This window comes from Pseudomonas oryzagri (genome assembly GCF_020831405.1).
Lineage (GTDB): Bacteria > Pseudomonadota > Gammaproteobacteria > Pseudomonadales > Pseudomonadaceae > Geopseudomonas > Geopseudomonas oryzagri.
This window is the reverse complement of sequence record NZ_JAJHPU010000031.1, coordinates 131,457-147,703: the sequence shown is the minus strand read 5'-3', so window position 1 is coordinate 147,703 and position 16,247 is coordinate 131,457. Positions and strand designations below refer to the sequence as shown.

Here is a 16,247-nt window from a genome sequence, read left to right as displayed (position 1 = left end):
GCAGAGGCCGCCCCCTTTCCCGAGCGAGGAACCCAGCAATATGCGCAGGATCAATCTGGACAGCGCGCCGCGCCGGCCGTGGAAGAACGGCGGCGGCGAAACCCGCGAGCTGGCCGTGGCGCCGCCCGGCGCCGGCCTCGACGACTTCGACTGGCGCATCAGCTGCGCGCAGGTGGCCAGCGGCGGGCCGTTCTCGGCCTTTCCCGGCGTCGACCGCAGCCTGGCGGTGCTGGAGGGCGCCGGCCTGCGCCTGGACTTGGGCGCCGGCGAGGTGCTGGAGCTGGACGTGGCTTGCGCGCCGCTGCAGTTCGCCGGCGAACAGGCGGTGAGCGCCGAGCTGCTCGACGGCCCGGTCGGCGACTTCAACGTGATGACCCGCCGCGCGCGCTGGCGCCATGACCTGCAGGTGCTGACGCTGCACGGTCGGCACGTCCTGCGTCGCGAAGCCGATGTCGAGCTGCTCTACTGCATCGCCGGGTGTCTGACCGCCTGGCAGGCCGACGCCCGACCGTTCGCCCTCGGGCGCGGCGAGGGGCTATTGTTCGATGCCGCTGCAACAGCGGGTGCAGCTGCGCCCACCGATCCGGTGCCCGATGCGGGCGATCTGCTGCTCGAAGCGAGTGCGCCCGCCCGTCTGCTGCGGGTGCAGCTGTGGCGGCGCCAAGTGCATGCTCGGGCGTTGCGGTTGCCCTGACGGATGGTTGCGATGCAGGCTTGCCCTGCGGTAAATTTGTACAAATACTGTACTTGCTGTTTTAGATGTACAAATAACTGCGAGGTGAGCGCCATGAACCTGCACGATCTGTCCACCCACGCCCTGGCCGGGCGCATCGACAGTCTCGACCTGATCTCCCTGGAGGGCGGCATCTACGTGCTGGAGGCGCAGATGGACGGGCGCCCGCACAGCCTGGTCGACGGGCATGGCCGCGTCTGTCACCTGCGCTCGGTGGAGCACGCCCGCGACCTGCTGCAGGAGGTGCCGCTGCTGCCCTTCCACCTGGTGCACCAGTCGCCCTACGACGAGATGTGCGGTCTCGCCGAGGGTCGCCGCGAACCGCTGCGCGTGCCGATCGGCATGCGTTCGCACTGGTGACGGCCGCGCGCCTGCCGGCGGCGCTGTCGCGCCCCCTGGCGGTGCTGGCCGTGCAGGCCTCGGGCCTGCATCCGCAGCGCGACGGCATCTGGGAGGTCGCCGTGCTGCTGGTCGATCAGGGGCGGGTCAGCGGTCGGCACAGCTGGCTGCTCGACCCCGGGCAGTCGTTGCCGGCCCCTGTGATCGCCCTCGGCGGCGTGCTGGACGCCGAGCTGCGTGGCCAGCCGCGCTTCGCCGAGATCGCCGGCGAGCTGCTGACGGCGCTGCGCGGGCGCCTGCTGGTCGGCCACAACCTGCGTGTGGATCTGGCCTTCCTGCGCCATGGCCTGCTCGCCGCCGGCCTGAGTCTGCGCGCCCGCCAACTGTGCACCCTGCGCCTGGCGCATCAGCTGTACCCGGAGCTGCCCGCCCATGGCCTCGATGCGCTGTGCGCACAGTTCGCCATCCCGCGTTTCATCGCCCATCGCGCGCCGGCCGACGTCGAAACCATCTGGCAGCTGCTGCAGCGCCTGGCCGCCCATCCGCGGCTGGACGCGGCGCTTCACGGGTTGCTGCGCCGGGGCGCGGTGCCGCCGGGCCTCAGCGCCGCGCGCCTGGCCGAGCTGCCCGAGCGCCCCGGCGTCTACTACTTCTTTGGCGAGGGCGGCGCGCTGCTCTACGTCGGCAAGAGCCGCAACCTGCGCCGCCGCGTGCAGTCGCACTTCCAGCAGGACCACGCCAGCCGGCGCAGCCTGCAGATGGCCCAGCAGGTGCGCGAAGTCCGCGTCACGCCGACCGCCGGCGAGCTGGGCGCGCTGCTGCTGGAGGCCGCCGAGGTGGCGCGCCTGTTGCCCCTGTACAACCGCCAGCTGCGCCGCCAGCGCGAGCTGCTGTCCTGGTCCCTGCAGGTGGCTGACGACGGCCTGCGCCCGCAGCTGCAGGCGCTCCAGCAGCTGGCGCCGGACGGCGAACACGCCGGACTGTTCCGCGCCCGGCGCGCCGCGCTGGACTGGTTGCGCGGTGAGGCGCGCGAGCACGGCCTGTGCCTGCGCCTGCTCGGTCTGGAGAGCGGCCAGGGCGCCTGCTTCGCCGCCCAGCTCGGCCAGTGCCGCGGCGCCTGCTGCGGCCGCGAGCCGCGCGGCGAACACGACGCCCGCCTGCGCGCGGCCTTCGGCGGCCGGCGGCTGGCGGCCTGGCCGTGGCGCGGCCCGGTGGCGCTGGTCGAGCGCGACGCGGCCCACGCGCTGTGCGAATGGCACGTGCTGGACGGCTGGCGGCACCTGGGCAGCGTCCGCGATCCGGGAGAGATCGCCACGCTGCTGGCGCGCCCGGACGCGCCCTTCACCCGCGACACCTATCGCATCCTGCGCGGCCACCTGCGCCGCCACCCGGCAATGGAGATCGTCGAGCTGTGAGCGCCGCGCCATGAGCATCAACGCCCTGCGCCTGGTCCTCGGCGACCAGCTGTCCTTCGAGCTGGCCTCGCTGGCCGGCCTCGACCCGCAGCGCGACCGCGTGCTGCTCGCCGAGGTGGCCGAGGAGGCCGGCCACGTGCCGCACCATCCGCAGAAGATCGCCTTCCTGTTCAGCGCCATGCGCCACTTCGCCGCTGCGCTGCGCCGGCGCGGGGTGACGGTGGACTACGTGAGCCTCGACGATCCGGCCAACAGCGGCAGTCTGTCCGGCGAGCTGGCGCGCTTCGCCGCGCGCTACCGGCCCGCCGAGATCCACGTCACCGAGGCCGGTGACTGGCGCGTGGAGCAGGCGCTCAAGGCCAGCGGCCTGCCGCTCACCTGGCACGCCGATACGCGCTTTCTCTGCTCGCGCGCCGAGTTCGCCCGCTGGGCGCAGGGCCGCAAGCAGCTGCGCATGGAGTTCTTCTATCGCGAGATGCGCCGCCAGAGCGGCCTGCTGCTGCACCCCGACGGCTCGCCCGAGGGCGGCGTGTGGAACTTCGATGCCGATAACCGCAAGAGCCTGCCCAAGGGCCTGCGCGGGGCCATCCCGGCGCAGTTCGCGCCGGATGCCATCACCCGCGAGGTGCTGGCGCTGGTGGCCGAGTGCTTCGCCCATCACTACGGGCGGCTGGAGGGCTTCGCCTATCCGGTGACCCACGCCGAGGCCGAGCAGCTGTGGGCGCATTTCCTCGACTTCGGCCTGGCCGCCTTCGGCGATTACCAGGATGCGATGGCCGTGGGCGAGCCGTATCTGTTCCATGCGCGGATCAGCGCCGCGCTGAACGTCGGCCTGCTCGACGTGCGCCGCCTGTGCGCCGACGTGGAGACGGCGTACCGAGAAGGGCGGGTGGCGCTGAACGCCGCCGAGGGCTTCATCCGCCAGCTGATCGGCTGGCGCGAGTACGTGCGCGGCATCTACTGGCTGCAGATGCCGGACTACGCCAGCCGCAACGCCTTCGCCAACACGCGCGACCTGCCGGCGTTCTACTGGAGCGGCGCGACGCGGATGAACTGCCTGCGCCAGGCCATCGGCCAGACCCTCGAGCACGCCTACGCCCACCATATCCAGCGGCTGATGGTTACCGGCAACTTCGCCCTGCTCGCCGGCATCGAGCCGCGCCAGCTGTGCGACTGGTACCTGGCGGTGTACATGGACGCCTTCGACTGGGTGGAGCTGCCCAACACCCTGGGCATGGTGCTGCACGCCGACGGTGGCTATCTCGGCTCCAAGCCGTACTGCGCCAGCGGCCAGTACATCAAGCGGATGTCCGACTACTGCAGCGGCTGCGCGTATCGGGTGAGTGAAAGCACCACGGACGACGCCTGCCCGTTCAATGCGCTCTACTGGCACTTCCTGATGCGCCACCGCGAGCGGCTGCAGGGCAATCCGCGGATGGGCATGGCCTACCGGAATCTGGCGCGCATGCCCGAGGCGAAACAGCAGGCGCTGTGGACACGCGGCGAGCAGCTGCTGGCCAGGCTGGACGCCGGAGAGGCGCTGTGAGGAAGAAGCGCGAGCTGCCGGTGAAGACCTGCGCGCGCTGCGGCTTGCCGTTTACCTGGCGCAGGAAGTGGGCGCGCTGCTGGGACGCGGTGCGCTACTGCTCGGAGCGCTGCCGGCGTGGCGGCGGCGTCGTGCGGGCGGCGCCCGAGCGTTGAGCGTGCTGGGGGCGCGTCTCAGGGAGACCTTGCATGTGCAAGGAATGCAGGAGGCGCGCTGCGTCTATCGACCTGCGCCGATGATGGGCGGGTATGCCCGCGGCCGGTGCCTTGCGGTATACTTGCCGGCTTTCTCTGGCCGAGCACGCGATCCGGCCGGCATTGATCATTCGCAGACAAGCCACGCGCGGTTGCCCGGCGTGGCTTGTTGGTTTTTGTCGCGCCGGACGGCGCAGAACTAGAGGCACGACGATGAGCGCACTGGTAGGCGTGATCATGGGCTCCAAATCCGACTGGAGCACCCTCAGTCACACCGTCGACACCCTGGAAAAGCTCGGCATTCCCCACGAAGTGAAGGTGGTGTCCGCCCACCGCACCCCGGACCTGCTGTTCCAGTACGCCGAGCAGGCCGAGGAGCGCGGCCTGGAAGTGATCATCGCCGGCGCCGGCGGCGCCGCCCACCTGCCGGGCATGTGCGCGGCCAAGACCCACCTGCCGGTGCTCGGCGTGCCGGTGCAGTCGTCGATGCTGTCGGGCGTCGACTCGCTGCTGTCCATCGTGCAGATGCCCGGCGGCATCCCGGTCGCCACCCTGGCCATCGGCAAGGCCGGCGCGATCAACGCCGCCCTGCTCGCCGCCAGCATCCTCGGCGGCAAGCACCCGCAGTTCCACGCGGCGCTCAAGGAATTCCGCACCCAGCAGACCGAGTCGGTGCTGGCGAACCCGGACCCCCGCGACATCTGAGGCGAACACCCATGAAGATCGGCGTAATCGGTGGCGGCCAGCTGGGCCGCATGCTGGCTCTGGCGGGCACTCCGCTGGGCATGTCCTTTGCCTTCCTCGACCCGGCGCCCGACGCCTGCGCCCAGGCGCTCGGCGAGCACATCCGCGCCGACTACGGCGACCAGGATCACCTGCGCCAGCTGGCCGACGAAGTCGATCTGGTGACCTTCGAGTTCGAGAGCGTTCCGGCCGAGACCGTGGCCTTCCTCTCCCAGTTCGTGCCGGTATATCCCTCCGCCGAAGCGCTGCGCGTCGCCCGCGACCGCTGGTTCGAGAAGTCGATGTTCAAGGACCTCGGCATCCCCACCCCGGAATTCGCCGACATCCGGTCGCAGGCCGACCTGGACACCGCGGTGGCCGCCATCGGCCTGCCGGCGGTGCTCAAGACCCGCACCCTGGGCTACGACGGCAAGGGCCAGAAGGTGCTGCGCCAGCCTGCCGACGTGGTCGGTGCCTTCGCCGAGCTGGGCAGCGTGCCGTGCCTGCTCGAGGGCTTCGTGCCCTTCACCGGCGAGGTGTCGCTGGTGGCGGTGCGCGGCCGCGACGGCGAGACGCGCTTCTACCCGCTGGTGCACAACACCCACGTGGGCGGCATCCTCAACCTGTCGGTGGCCAGCAGCGACCACCCGCTGCAGGCGCTGGCCGAGGACTACGTCGGCCGCGTGCTGGAGAAGCTGGACTACGTCGGCGTGCTGGCCTTCGAGTTCTTCGAGGTCGACGGCGGCCTGAAGGCCAATGAGATCGCCCCGCGCGTGCACAACTCCGGGCACTGGACCATCGAAGGCGCCGAGTGCAGCCAGTTCGAGAACCACCTGCGCGCAGTCGCCGGCCTGCCGCTGGGCTCGACCGCCAAGGTCGGCGAGAGCGCCATGCTCAACTTCATCGGCTCGGTACCGCCGGTCGAAAAAGTGGTGGCCATCGCCGACTGCCACCTGCACCACTACGGCAAGGCCTTCAAGGCCGGGCGCAAGGTCGGCCACGCCACCCTGCGCTGCGAGGACCTGGCGACCCTGCAGGCGCGTATCAAGGACGTCGAGGCGCTGATCGGGGCCTGACAAGGCCCTCGATGCCTCTCCCCCGTGGTGGGTTGGCCGTCCTGCGGCGTAACCCGCCAGCGGCCGGTCGACAAGGTGGAGGCCTGGCCACATTCCCGGTGGGTCATGCCGCGTGGCGGCTGACCCACCCTGCGATCCTTCTCCCGCTCCGACGACCGTGCGCGCAGACCCCGCCACCACCAACTAGGCTAAAAGGTGGTACACCCCGCGGGAGATTTGCATATGGGTATCCTCATCACCATCCTCATTGGCCTGGTGGTAGGCGTGATCGCGCGCTTCCTCATGCCTGGCAACCAGCCGATGGGCTGGGTCCTGACCATCCTACTCGGCATCGGCGGCTCGCTGCTGGCCAGCTACGGCGGCCAGGCGCTGGGCATCTACCAGGCTGGCCAGGCGGCCGGCTTCATCGGCGCGGTGGTCGGCGCCGTCATCCTCCTGGTCATATTCGGCCTTCTGAGACGAACCTGAGACCCCGCCGGCAGGCGGCGAGCGCCACGGCGCTGGCCCCCTGCCGGCGCGGGCCGCCGGTTCAAGGCTGGCTGGCCAGGCGCAGCTGATTGGTGCGGCGCTGCTTGTGGGAGAGCGCCGCCGCCGGGATCGGCGAACTCTTGCCGGTTTCCAGCCACTGCCGCACCCGGGTGGCGTCGCCGATGTGGGTGCGCTTGCCGAGGGTATCCAGCAGCACCATGGCCACCGGGCGCCGATCCACGCGGGCGAGCATCGCCAGGCAGTGGCCGGCCTCGTTGATGAAGCCGGTCTTGGTCACCTCGATGTCCCAGCTGGGATTGCGCGTCAGCGGATTGGTGTTGTTGAAGCCCAGCACATAGTTGGGTTTCTGGAAGTACGCGGTCCTGCTCGGCGTGGTGCTCAGCTCGGTGATCGCCGGGTACTGGCGGGCGGCCTTGAGCAGGCGCACCAGGTCGCGGGCGGTGGAAACGTTCAGCTCGGAGAGGCCGGTGGGCTCGACGAAGCGGGTGCGGGTCATGCCCAGAGCCTTGGCCTTGGCGTTCATCGCCGCGACGAAGCGGGCATGGCCGCCCGGGTAGTTGTGCGCCAGCGCCGAGGCGGCGCGGTTCTCCGACGACATCAGGGCCAGGCGCAGCATCTCCCGGCGGCTGATATGGCTGTTGACCCGTACCCGCGAATACACCCCGCGCAGCTCGCGGGTGTCGCGGATGGTCACCGGGATCACCTCGTCCATCGGCAGGTTGGCGTCGAGGGTCACCACCGCGGTCATCAGCTTGCTGATCGAGGCGATCGGCACCACGGCGTCGGGAAAGCTGGAAAACAGCACCTGGTCGCTATTGAGGTCGACCACCATGGCGCTGCTGGCGGCCAGGTGCAGTTTGGCCGGATCGGGGCTGGCGGGCAGCGCCGGGGTGGCCGGAACGATTTTGGCTGCCTGCGCCACGTGGGCCACTTGGGCCGGCTGCGCGGCACCGGCAAACGGGCTCAGGGAAAGGCATGCACACGACAGCACCAAGCCTATTATCGAAAAACGAAATTTCATACGCATGGCTGATTACTTCGCATGATATGGATGGAAAAAACGGGGAAACGTGAGTGCAGTATAGTGATCAGGCGCGCATTGTGAGGGATTCGCCGCCTTTTGTCGCACGCCTTTTCCCCGCATTGACTTTTCCTTGGCGCTTCCCTAACGATGTGCGAAAAAATCAACGAGGTGTTCGACATGCACTCCAGCGGTATCGCCGAGAAAGCAGTGGAAGTCCTGCGCGAGCGCGAGCGTCAACGCTTCGCCGAGCGCAACCCGCGTTCCCTGGCCCTGGCCGAGCGGGCCCGGCATTCGCTGTTCGGCGGCGTGCCGATGCACTGGATGAGCGACTGGTCGACGCCCGTGCCGCTGTTCGTCCAACGCGCCCAGGGCGCGCGCTTCTTCGACGTCGACGGCCACGAATACGTCGACTTCTGCCTGGGTGATACCGGCAGCATGTTCGGCCATTCGCCGGCGCCGATCGCCAGCGCCCTGCGCGAGCAGGCCGGCAACGGCCTGACCACCATGCTGCCCGGCGAGGACGCGGTGGTGTGCGGCGAGCTGCTCGCCGAGCGCTTCGGCCTGCCCTACTGGCAGGTGGCGACCACCGCCACCGACGCCAACCGCTTCGTGCTGCGCTGGGCGCGAGCGATCACCGGGCGCAAGGTGATCCTGGTGTTCGACGGCTGCTATCACGGCACCGTCGACGAGGCCATGGTGCGCGTCCGCGAGGGGCATACCGTGCACCGTCCGGGGCTGATCGGCCAGGCGCGCAACCTCACCCAGCACAGCCGCGCGGTGCCGTTCAACGATCTGGCGGCGCTGGAGGCGGCGCTGGCGCCGGGCGACGTCGCCGCGGTGCTGTGCGAGCCTGCGATGACCAACATCGGCATGGTGCTGCCCGAGCCCGGCTTCCTGGCCGCGGTGCGCGAGCTGACCCGGCGCGTCGGCAGCCTGCTGATCATCGACGAGACCCACACCATTTCCACCGGACCCGGCGGCTGCACCCGGGCCTGGAACCTCGAGCCGGACTTCGTCACCCTCGGCAAGCCGGTCGCCGGCGGCGTGCCCTGCTCGGTGTACGGCTGCAGCGCGGAGATGGCCCAGGCCATGCAGTTGGCCCGCCAGCACGCCAGCGAGATGAATCACGGTCACGGCCACAGCGGCATGGGCACCACCCTGTCGGCCAACGCCCTGGCCATGCACTGCATGCGCGCCAACCTCGAGCAGGTGATGACCGCCGCGGCCTACGAGCACATGCTGGCGCAGGCGGCGCGCCTGGCCGCCGGCCTGCGCACGCTGATCGGCAAGCACCGCCTGCCCTGGTCGGTGACCGAACTGGGCGCGCGCTGCGAGTTCCAGTTCTGCGCCACGCCGCCGAAGAACGGCGCCGAGGCCGAGGCGGCCTTCCACGACAGCCTGCAGATGGCCCTGCACCTCTTCCTGATCAACCGCGGCATCCTCATCACTCCCTTCCACAACATGACCCTGTGCTGCCCGGACACCCGCGCGGCCGACGTCGACCGCCTGCTCGCCTGTCTCGACGAGGCGCTCGCCGAGCTGCTGGCCATCCCCGGCGCGCGGGAGGCCTGAGCCGTGGCCCTGTATCCTTCCGGCATCGCGCCCGGGCGCTGAGCGAGCCCGGCAGCCCGGCCAATCCCCTGCAGGGGCGAAGGTATTCGTCCCGACAGGAGGGAAACCGGCTTCAGACGGCTGCCGTGGCGCGTTCGTTTGCCCGGTTGCCACGCATGCGTGGCAACTCCCAGGTTCATGCCAACAGGATTCCCCCATGCGCTTCGCCGATCTCCAGGAAGTCGACGCCTTCCTCGCCGCCCATCCCGACGTCCACACCATCGAGCTGTTCATCATCGACCCCTGCGGCGTGCCGCGCGGCAAGCTGCTGCGCCGCGAGGAATTGCGCGCCGTCTACCAGAGCGGCCGGCCGCTGCCGAGCAGCATCCTCGGCCTGACCATCCGCGGCGAGGACGTCGACGCCACCGGCCTGGTCTGGGAGGTCGCCGACGCCGACTGCTGGGCCTTCCCGCTGCCCGGCAGCCTCAGGCTGCAGAGCTGGCGCGCCACGCCGACCGCCCAGGTGCAGGTGTCCATGCATCCCGAGCAGGGCCTGCCGGCCAGCGTCGCCGATTCGCGCCACGTGCTGGCGCGGCAGATCGAACGGCTGCAGGCCGACGGCTACCATCCGGTGATGGCCGCCGAACTGGAGTTCTACCTGCTCGACCGGGACCGCGACGCCGCGGGCCGTCCGCAGCCGGCGCGCCAGGCCAACGGCGTGCGCCCGCAGGCGCCGCAGGTCTACGGCGTGCTCGAGCTGGAGCAGCTGGCGCCGTTCCTCGACGACCTCTACGCCGCCTGCGCCGCCCAGGGCCTGCCGGCGCGCACGGCGATCTCCGAGTACGCGCCCGGCCAGGTGGAGATCACCCTCGAGCACCGCACGGACGCCCTGCAGGCGATGGACGAGGCGGTGCGCTACAAGCGTCTGGTGCGCGGGGTGGCCAACAAGCACGGCCTGCAGGCCTGCTTTATGGCCAAGCCGTTCGGCGAGCTGGCCGGCAGCGGCCTGCACATGCACGTCAGCCTGGCCGACGAGGCCGGCAACAACCTGTTCGCCAGCGAAGTCGACGATCTTGCCGGCGGCTCCGCCGCCGGGGGCGGCACGCCCTTGTTGCGCCAGGCCATCGGCGGTCTGCTGGAGACCATCGAGGACGGCCTCGCGGTGTTCTGCCCCAACGCCAACTCGTTCCGCCGCTTCCAGGCCAACAGCTACGCGCCGCTGGCGAAAAGCTGGGGGGTCAACAACCGCACCGTGTCGCTGCGCGTGCCGGGCGGCCCGGCGGCCAGCCGCCACGTCGAGCACCGCATCTGCGGTGCCGACGCCAATCCGTACCTGGCCGCCGCCCTGCTGCTGGCCGGCATCCACCGTGGCCTGCGCGAACGGCTCGACCCCGGCGCGCCCATCGAGGGCAACGGCTACGCACAGGCGCGCGAGGTGCTGCCGACCGACTGGCTGACCGCCCTGCGCACGCTGGAGCAGTCGGAGTGGGTGCGCGATGCCCTCGGTGCGGACTTCCACCGCGTCTATCTGGCGATCAAGCAAGAGGAGTACCGCCAGTTCATGGGCGAGGTCGGCGAGCAGGACTGGCGCTGGTATCTGGGCCACGCCTGAGCCCGTCGTGCGCCGCGCCGCCCGGGTTGCCGGCGGCGTGGCGGCGCGCAGCCGGTCCGCACGCCGCCGTGCATCGTTGCGTTCCACGTAAAGGTCTTGCCGCCTGGCGGATGATCGTTGACCATGGCGCGTAGTCGATATTTTCAAAAAATTTCGAAACGCGACATTTGGTCGCAGGTTCGCGGGCGATGGTCGCCTGTTCGTCGCATGGCTTTCCGGGACCGGCAAAACCGCGGCAGCCCGCGCCGTGCGCGGCCTGGGCGGCGGGCTAAATTGGTCGACACAGCCGGGCCGCATTCGACTAAAGTAGGGCACCCCTCCTCCCGAAGAGCCTGAAATACCCATGCAATCCGGCAATGCGCAGCTGACCATGACCGTCCTGATGACCCCGGACAAGGCCAACTTTTCCGGCAACGTCCATGGCGGCACCCTGCTCAAGTACCTCGATGAAGTCGCCTATGCCTGCGCCAGCCGCTATGCCGGTCGCTACGTGGTCACCCTGTCGGTCGATCAGGTAATCTTCCGCCAGCCCATCCACGTCGGCGAGCTGGTCACCTTCCTCGCCTCGGTCAACTTCACCGGCAGTACTTCGATGGAGATCGGTATCAAGGTGATCACCGAAGACATCCGCAACCAGTCGGTACGCCACACCAACAGCTGCTACTTCACCATGGTGGCGGTCGACGGCCATGGCAAGTCGGTGCCGGTACCGCCGCTCAAGCCGGAAACCGCCGAGCAGAAGCGCCGTTTCGCCCAGGCCGAACAGCGCCGGGCGATCCGTCGCGAGCTGGAAGAGCGCTACCAGGCGATCATGGGTCACGATTGAGACGGCCGGCCATGCAACTGCGCCCTCCGCTCCCGCGCCTGGCGGAGAGCGCATGCTGACCCTCGGCGAACTGGCCGCGCTGCTGCTGGCCGGCGGTGTCTGCGCCTGGCTGTGGCACGCCCACGGCATCCACGAGCATGCCCTGCGCCTGGTGCGCCAGGCCTGCCTGCGCGAGGACGTGCTGCTGCTCGACGACAACGTCGCCTTCCGCCGCCTGCGCCTGCTGCGTGATCGCAGCGGTCGCCTGCGCCTGGCGCGCGAGTACGCCTTCGAGTTCACCGTCACCGGCGAGCAACGCCACTCCGGGCGGCTGCTGCTGCTCGGCCGCACCCCGGCGCATATCGAGCTGGCGCCGCACCCGTTCCGCGAGCGCGCGGACGCCGAGGAAGTCGCCTCCCTCGACGCCGCCGGGCGGGTGGTGCAGATGGAGGAGTGGCGCCGCCGCCATCCTCCGCAGGGGCACTGATCCCCCGGCCCGTTCAGCGGCCGTCGAGCAGCCAGTCGCGCAGCCGCGCGGCGCAGTCCGTTTCCTCTTCCTGCATAAAGCAGTGGCCGCCGGCCACCCGCCGAGCGCTGATCCGATGGTTGATCGCACACCAGCGCGCCACGCCCTGGCCGACGAAGGGATAGCTGTCCATGCCGTGCAGCACCAGGGTCGGCGTGGCCACCTGCGCCAGCGCGCGCCACAGGCGGCGCGGGTAGGAGGCGAAGATCTCCGCCTCGCGGCTCGGCCGGCATTTGAGCTCCACGCCGTCCGCCACGGCGCGCAGCGCGTGCTCGACGTAGGCGTGCAGCGCCGCGTCGCTCCAGCCGCGGAAGATGCCGCGCTCGTGCAGGCCGGCACGGGCCGCGGCGCGGTCCGGCCAGTGGTTGCGCCGCTCGCGCGCGCGGCGCACCAGCTGGCGGCGTTCCTGTAGGCCGAGCAGCTCGGACAGCGCCATCACGCCGATCATCGTCGGCGGAAACAGTACCGGGTCGAGCAGCGCCGCGCGCTGGAACAGCGCAGGCTCGCTGGCGAGGATCAGGCTGGTCAGTACCCCGCCGAAACTGTGCCCGCAGGCCAGGCGCGGCACCGCGCCGAAGCGCCCGCGGCCGGCCGCGAAGGCCTCCACCGCCAAGGCGGCGCTGCGATTCCAGCCGTGGAAGCGGCCGCCATGGTCGCTGTCGCCGTGGCCCTGCACGTCGCACAGCCAGAGGTCGAAATCGCGGCTCAGCTGGCGCAGCAGCGGCTCGTAGGTGCGTCCGCAGAAGCCGTTGCCGTGCAGGAAGTGCAGCAGCGGCTTGCCCGAGGGCTCGCTGTGCCAGCCGCGCAGGGTGAAGCCGGCGGAGCTGGGATGGGACCAGGGCAGCAGGTGCATGCGGGGACTCCGTTCAGGCCAGCGCGGCCAGCAGCAGCGGCAGGCTGAGGGCGGCGAGCAGGGTCTGCAGGGTGATGATGCCGGCCATCAGGTGGCTGTCGCCGCCGAGCTGGCGAGTCAGCACGTAGGCGCTGGGCGCGGTCGGCAGGGCGAAGAACAGCACCAGCAGGGTGCTTTCCATGGCCGGCAGAGCCAGCAGGCGGGCCACGGCGAGGGCCAGCAGCGGCATCAGCAGCAGGCGCGCCAGGCTGTTGCCGAGCAGCGTCGGCGCCTCGCCGCGCAGCTCCTGCGGGCGCAGCGCGGCGCCGACGCAGAGCAGGCCCAGCGGCAGGCTGGCGGCACCGAGCAGATCGAGCAGGCGCTCACTGCCGCCAGGCAGGCCGAAACCGGACAGGTTGATCAGCACCCCGCCCAGGCAGGCGAGGATCAGCGGGTTGCGCACCATCGGCAGCAGCAGGGCGCGCGCGCCCAGGCCCTGCTCGGCGCTCAGTGCCCACACCGACAGCAGGTTCACCGCCGGCACCAGCAGGGCGAGCATCAGCGCCGCCACGCTCAGCCCCTCCTGGCCGTACAGGCTGCCCACGGCGGCCAGGCCCAGGTAGGTGTTGAAGCGCAGCGCACCTTGGGCGATGGCGCCGAAGCGCGCCGCCGGCCAGCCGCGCCAGTGGCGCAGGGCGAGCAGCGCCAGCCAGCCGGCGGCCAGGCCGAGCAGCACCGCCAGCGCCAGGCGCGGCAGCGCCGGGTTGGCCAGCGGCGCGCCGGCCAGGCTGCCGAGCAGCAGGGCGGGGAACAGCAGGAAGTAGTTGAGGCGTTCGGCGCCGGGCCAGAAGGCCGCGCCGGGGAAGTCGACGCGGTGCAGCAGGTAGCCGGCGACGATCAGCGCGAACAGCGGCCAGAGGGCGAGCAGCAGGGACGACATGGCAGCTCCGTTGCGGGGCGGCGTCGCCGCCGGGCGGGGATGTCCGCCAGTCTACCGGCAAACGGCCGGCGTGGTCGCACGGCAGGGCGCCGCCGGTGCGTTGCAGCGATTCAGGGCAGCTGCAGGCCGCCGCCGGCGCGGTGCAGTTCGCGCAGCTGCCGGCCGAGCGCCTTGATATTGGCCTCGCTGTCGTCCAGCTCGCGGCGCCGCTCGGGCTCGAGCAGGGCGAGCAGCTGGTTGTCGAGCTGGTCGCTGAGCTGGCGCAGCTGCGCCTGGCGCTGGCCGCTCTCCTGCTCCAGGCGCTGCCATTCGCCCTGCTGCGGCAGGCCGTAGCCGCCATCGAGCAGCTCGGCGGGGCGGCTGAGGAAGCCGCTGCCCGCCAGCAGCTGTTCGAGGGTGCGGTCGGCGGCGGCGTTGTCCAGGCCGCGATCACGGCGGCCGAGGTAGGCCTGCTTGAGATCGTCCTGGGCCAATTGCAGCTGGCGGCGGCGGGCGGCCTGCTCGAGCAGCAGCAGGGCGGCGCTGGCGCGCAGGTCGGCGGCGGTGAAGTGCTGGCGACGCGTGCTGGCCGGCAGACGCAGCCAGTCCTCCACCGTCTGCTGCGGCAACCTCAGGCGCTCGCGGGCGATGGCGAACATCGCCTGGTAGCGCTCGCGGAAGGAGTCGAAGCGGTAGCCCAGGCGCAACGCCTCGCGCGGATCGGCGAGCACGCTGCGATCGGCTAGGCCGCGCGCTTCCAGCAGTTCGAGCAGGCCGCTGGGGGTGAGGCTGTCGAGGTCGGCGAGGCGCGGGTCGTGGCTGCCGCTTCTGAGCAGCTTGAGGGTCTCCACCGCGCAGTTGTTGCTGAGGAACCAGTAGTCGCCGTCGTGGCTCCAGTGCAGTTCGGCGGCGTGCTCGGCCAGTTCGCGCACCTGGCGGCGGGTGAGCTTGAGCGGCAACGAGGCCAGGCTGCGCAGCTCGGTCTTGGTGTATTCGTCGATCACCTGGCCGAGCGGCAGGATGAACAGCCGCGAGGGGTAGGCGCCGGTCAGGCCGTCCCAGCTGGACAGCTGCACGTCGCCGACGAAGGCGCGGTAGGACAGCACCAGGTGCTGGTCGAGGTCCAGGCGGCAATCGGGGCCGCGCGGCCGGCCCGGGGCGCACACCACCAGGCGCAGCATGCTGTGGCCCCAGCGGCTGACCCAGTTGTCGTTGGCCTCGGCGAACAGGTAGTCGACCGCGTAGATGCGCTCGGGGTCGAGGCGTCCCAGCGGCTGGCGGGCGAAGTCGCTGCCGGCGTTGAGGTAGGCCAGCTCGCCGGCGCAGGGTGCGGCCGGCGGCGCCCAGGCGAAGTGCTCGCGCAGGTGGCGATACAGCGCCGGGCGGCGGCAGGCGTAGGCGGGGTCGAGCAGGAAGTACTCCATGTTCACCGCGACGAACTCGCGCGGATTGCTCAGCTCGTAGGCGTCCGGGCTGCGCTGCTCCTGCGGGTTGCCGGTCTCGCGCGCGCCGCGCCGGCCGACGCGCTGCGCCCAGCCGGCCAGGTCGAGCAGGCGCGGGCTGTCGGAAAGGGTGAAGCGGCGCTCGGTCTGCCCGCGGCATTCGCCCGGCAGGCCGACCGCGCCCTGGCCGGCTGCCTGCTGGCGGCAGCGGCGGATCAGGCGCGCCTCGTCCGCCGGCCAGGCGCGGTCGCGGTCGTACAGGTGGGTCAGCTCGTGGAGCAGGGTGGCGAGCAGCTCGCGGCGCAGGGTGCCGTGCGGGCGTCCGGTCGTCGTGCGCGCGGCGCTGCCGTCGGCCAGCGCGGGCAGCAGGCGGGCGTTGAGCAGGAAGGCGTCGCGGCGGTCGAGGCGGCCGTAGACCTCGGCGGGCAGCGTGTCGCTCCAGCGCACCGCCACCGTGCGGTCGAGACGCTGGCGCAGGCGCGGCGGCAGGGCGGCGAGCGCCTCAAGGAGCAGCGCCTGGCTGGCCTGGCGTTCGGCGGCGGACAGGTCGGCGGCCTGCAGTTCCAGACGCAGGCCGGCGGGGGCGGCAGGTGCGGCCTGGGCGCCGCCGGGGAGGGCGACAAGGCCCAGCAGCAGGGCGAGGCCGCCCAGCGCCGCCCGCCAGTTCATCACAGGGCGAGCAGCGCCTGCGCCAGTTCGGCGTCGCTGGCGGCCTGGGCCTGCGGCACGCGCTCGCGCACCACGCGCAGGGCGGCTTCCAGCTGGGCGCCGCGGATCGCGCCCTCGCTGGCGACGAAGCTGGCGGCGTCGTCGCGGGCGGCCTGCACCACCTTCATGTCGCGCACCGAGGTGGTGGTGTCGGAGGTGAAGTCGAAGCTGCGCTCCAGGGCGCGGACGACGATGTTGCTGGTGGCGACCAGGGTCTGGGCCTGGGCGCTGCCGGCGGCGAGCAGGACGAGGGTGGCGGCGAGCAGGGAACGACGCATGGCGAATCTCCAGTGAGGGTGAACGAGGCGCGTAA

General features: G+C 71.1%; 17 protein-coding genes. 12 read left to right on the top strand and 5 right to left on the bottom strand.

Features of this window, described 5'->3' with window-relative positions:
• Window positions 1-40: 40 nt before the first annotated feature.
• From LMJ29_RS11330 to LMJ29_RS11295, 8 genes are all read left to right on the top strand, one after another.
• The gene (locus LMJ29_RS11330; RefSeq protein WP_229605620.1) at window positions 41-694 is read left to right on the top strand and encodes a HutD/Ves family protein; all 654 of its coding nucleotides are present in this window, start codon (window positions 41-43) and stop codon (window positions 692-694) included.
• 93 nt (window positions 695-787) lie between these two features.
• Entirely contained in the window at window positions 788-1,093 is a 306-nt protein-coding gene (locus tag LMJ29_RS11325) for a DUF6482 family protein (protein WP_229605619.1), read from the top strand.
• A complete protein-coding gene (locus LMJ29_RS11320; protein ID WP_229605618.1) occupies window positions 1,090-2,487 on the top strand; it encodes a 3'-5' exonuclease family protein in 1,398 nt (465 codons plus the stop codon). Before LMJ29_RS11325 ends, LMJ29_RS11320 begins: the two co-directional genes overlap by 4 nt.
• A gap of 10 nt (window positions 2,488-2,497) precedes the next feature.
• Window positions 2,498-4,033 (top strand): cryptochrome/photolyase family protein, encoded by a 1,536-nt coding sequence (locus LMJ29_RS11315; protein WP_229605617.1) that lies wholly within the window; start codon window positions 2,498-2,500, stop codon window positions 4,031-4,033.
• Window positions 4,030-4,188 (top strand): DUF2256 domain-containing protein, encoded by a 159-nt coding sequence (locus LMJ29_RS11310; RefSeq protein WP_229605616.1) that lies wholly within the window; start codon window positions 4,030-4,032, stop codon window positions 4,186-4,188. Before LMJ29_RS11315 ends, LMJ29_RS11310 begins: the two co-directional genes overlap by 4 nt.
• Before the next feature lie 252 nt (window positions 4,189-4,440).
• Entirely contained in the window at window positions 4,441-4,932 is a 492-nt protein-coding gene (gene purE, locus LMJ29_RS11305) for a 5-(carboxyamino)imidazole ribonucleotide mutase (protein WP_229605615.1), read from the top strand.
• An 11-nt stretch (window positions 4,933-4,943) separates the two neighbouring features.
• Window positions 4,944-6,026 (top strand): 5-(carboxyamino)imidazole ribonucleotide synthase, encoded by a 1,083-nt coding sequence (locus LMJ29_RS11300; RefSeq protein WP_229605614.1) that lies wholly within the window; start codon window positions 4,944-4,946, stop codon window positions 6,024-6,026.
• A gap of 222 nt (window positions 6,027-6,248) precedes the next feature.
• Entirely contained in the window at window positions 6,249-6,494 is a 246-nt protein-coding gene (locus LMJ29_RS11295; RefSeq protein WP_229605613.1) for a GlsB/YeaQ/YmgE family stress response membrane protein, read from the top strand.
• 61 nt (window positions 6,495-6,555) lie between these two features.
• Here LMJ29_RS11295 and pbpG read toward each other — a convergent pair whose 3' ends face one another.
• The gene (gene pbpG, locus LMJ29_RS11290; RefSeq protein ID WP_229605612.1) at window positions 6,556-7,536 is read right to left on the bottom strand and encodes a D-alanyl-D-alanine endopeptidase; all 981 of its coding nucleotides are present in this window, start codon (window positions 7,534-7,536) and stop codon (window positions 6,556-6,558) included.
• A gap of 180 nt (window positions 7,537-7,716) precedes the next feature.
• Here pbpG and LMJ29_RS11285 point away from each other — a divergent pair, with 180 nt between their 5' ends.
• The 4 genes from LMJ29_RS11285 (at window position 7,717) to LMJ29_RS11270 (ending at window position 11,994) form a co-directional block, all read left to right on the top strand.
• Window positions 7,717-9,111 (top strand): aspartate aminotransferase family protein, encoded by a 1,395-nt coding sequence (locus LMJ29_RS11285; protein ID WP_229605611.1) that lies wholly within the window; start codon window positions 7,717-7,719, stop codon window positions 9,109-9,111.
• Between the two features lie 196 nt (window positions 9,112-9,307).
• Window positions 9,308-10,702: a glutamine synthetase family protein gene (locus LMJ29_RS11280; protein ID WP_229605610.1), complete on the top strand. Its 1,395-nt coding sequence runs from the start codon at window positions 9,308-9,310 to the stop codon at window positions 10,700-10,702.
• Window positions 10,703-11,045: 343 nt separating this feature from the next.
• Window positions 11,046-11,528, top strand: a complete 483-nt coding sequence (locus tag LMJ29_RS11275; RefSeq protein ID WP_229605609.1) for an acyl-CoA thioesterase — start codon at window positions 11,046-11,048, stop codon at window positions 11,526-11,528.
• Between the two features lie 52 nt (window positions 11,529-11,580).
• Window positions 11,581-11,994 carry a DUF3301 domain-containing protein gene (locus tag LMJ29_RS11270; protein WP_229605608.1) on the top strand — a complete coding sequence of 138 codons (414 nt, stop codon included), beginning with the start codon at window positions 11,581-11,583 and terminating at the stop codon, window positions 11,992-11,994.
• A gap of 13 nt (window positions 11,995-12,007) precedes the next feature.
• Here the strand turns inward: LMJ29_RS11270 and LMJ29_RS11265 are convergent, their stop codons facing one another.
• From LMJ29_RS11265 to LMJ29_RS11250, 4 genes are all read right to left on the bottom strand, one after another.
• The gene (locus LMJ29_RS11265) at window positions 12,008-12,886 is read right to left on the bottom strand and encodes an alpha/beta fold hydrolase (RefSeq protein WP_229605607.1); all 879 of its coding nucleotides are present in this window, start codon (window positions 12,884-12,886) and stop codon (window positions 12,008-12,010) included.
• Window positions 12,887-12,899: 13 nt separating this feature from the next.
• Window positions 12,900-13,805 (bottom strand): AEC family transporter, encoded by a 906-nt coding sequence (locus LMJ29_RS11260; RefSeq protein WP_229605606.1) that lies wholly within the window; start codon window positions 13,803-13,805, stop codon window positions 12,900-12,902.
• A gap of 110 nt (window positions 13,806-13,915) precedes the next feature.
• Complete coding sequence (locus LMJ29_RS11255; protein WP_229605734.1) at window positions 13,916-15,895, bottom strand: DUF7844 domain-containing protein; 1,980 nt, start codon at window positions 15,893-15,895, stop codon at window positions 13,916-13,918.
• Complete coding sequence (locus LMJ29_RS11250; protein WP_229605605.1) at window positions 15,895-16,212, bottom strand: DUF2388 domain-containing protein; 318 nt, start codon at window positions 16,210-16,212, stop codon at window positions 15,895-15,897. The genes LMJ29_RS11255 and LMJ29_RS11250 overlap by 1 nt, the downstream gene beginning before the upstream one ends.
• Window positions 16,213-16,247: the final 35 nt, after the last annotated feature.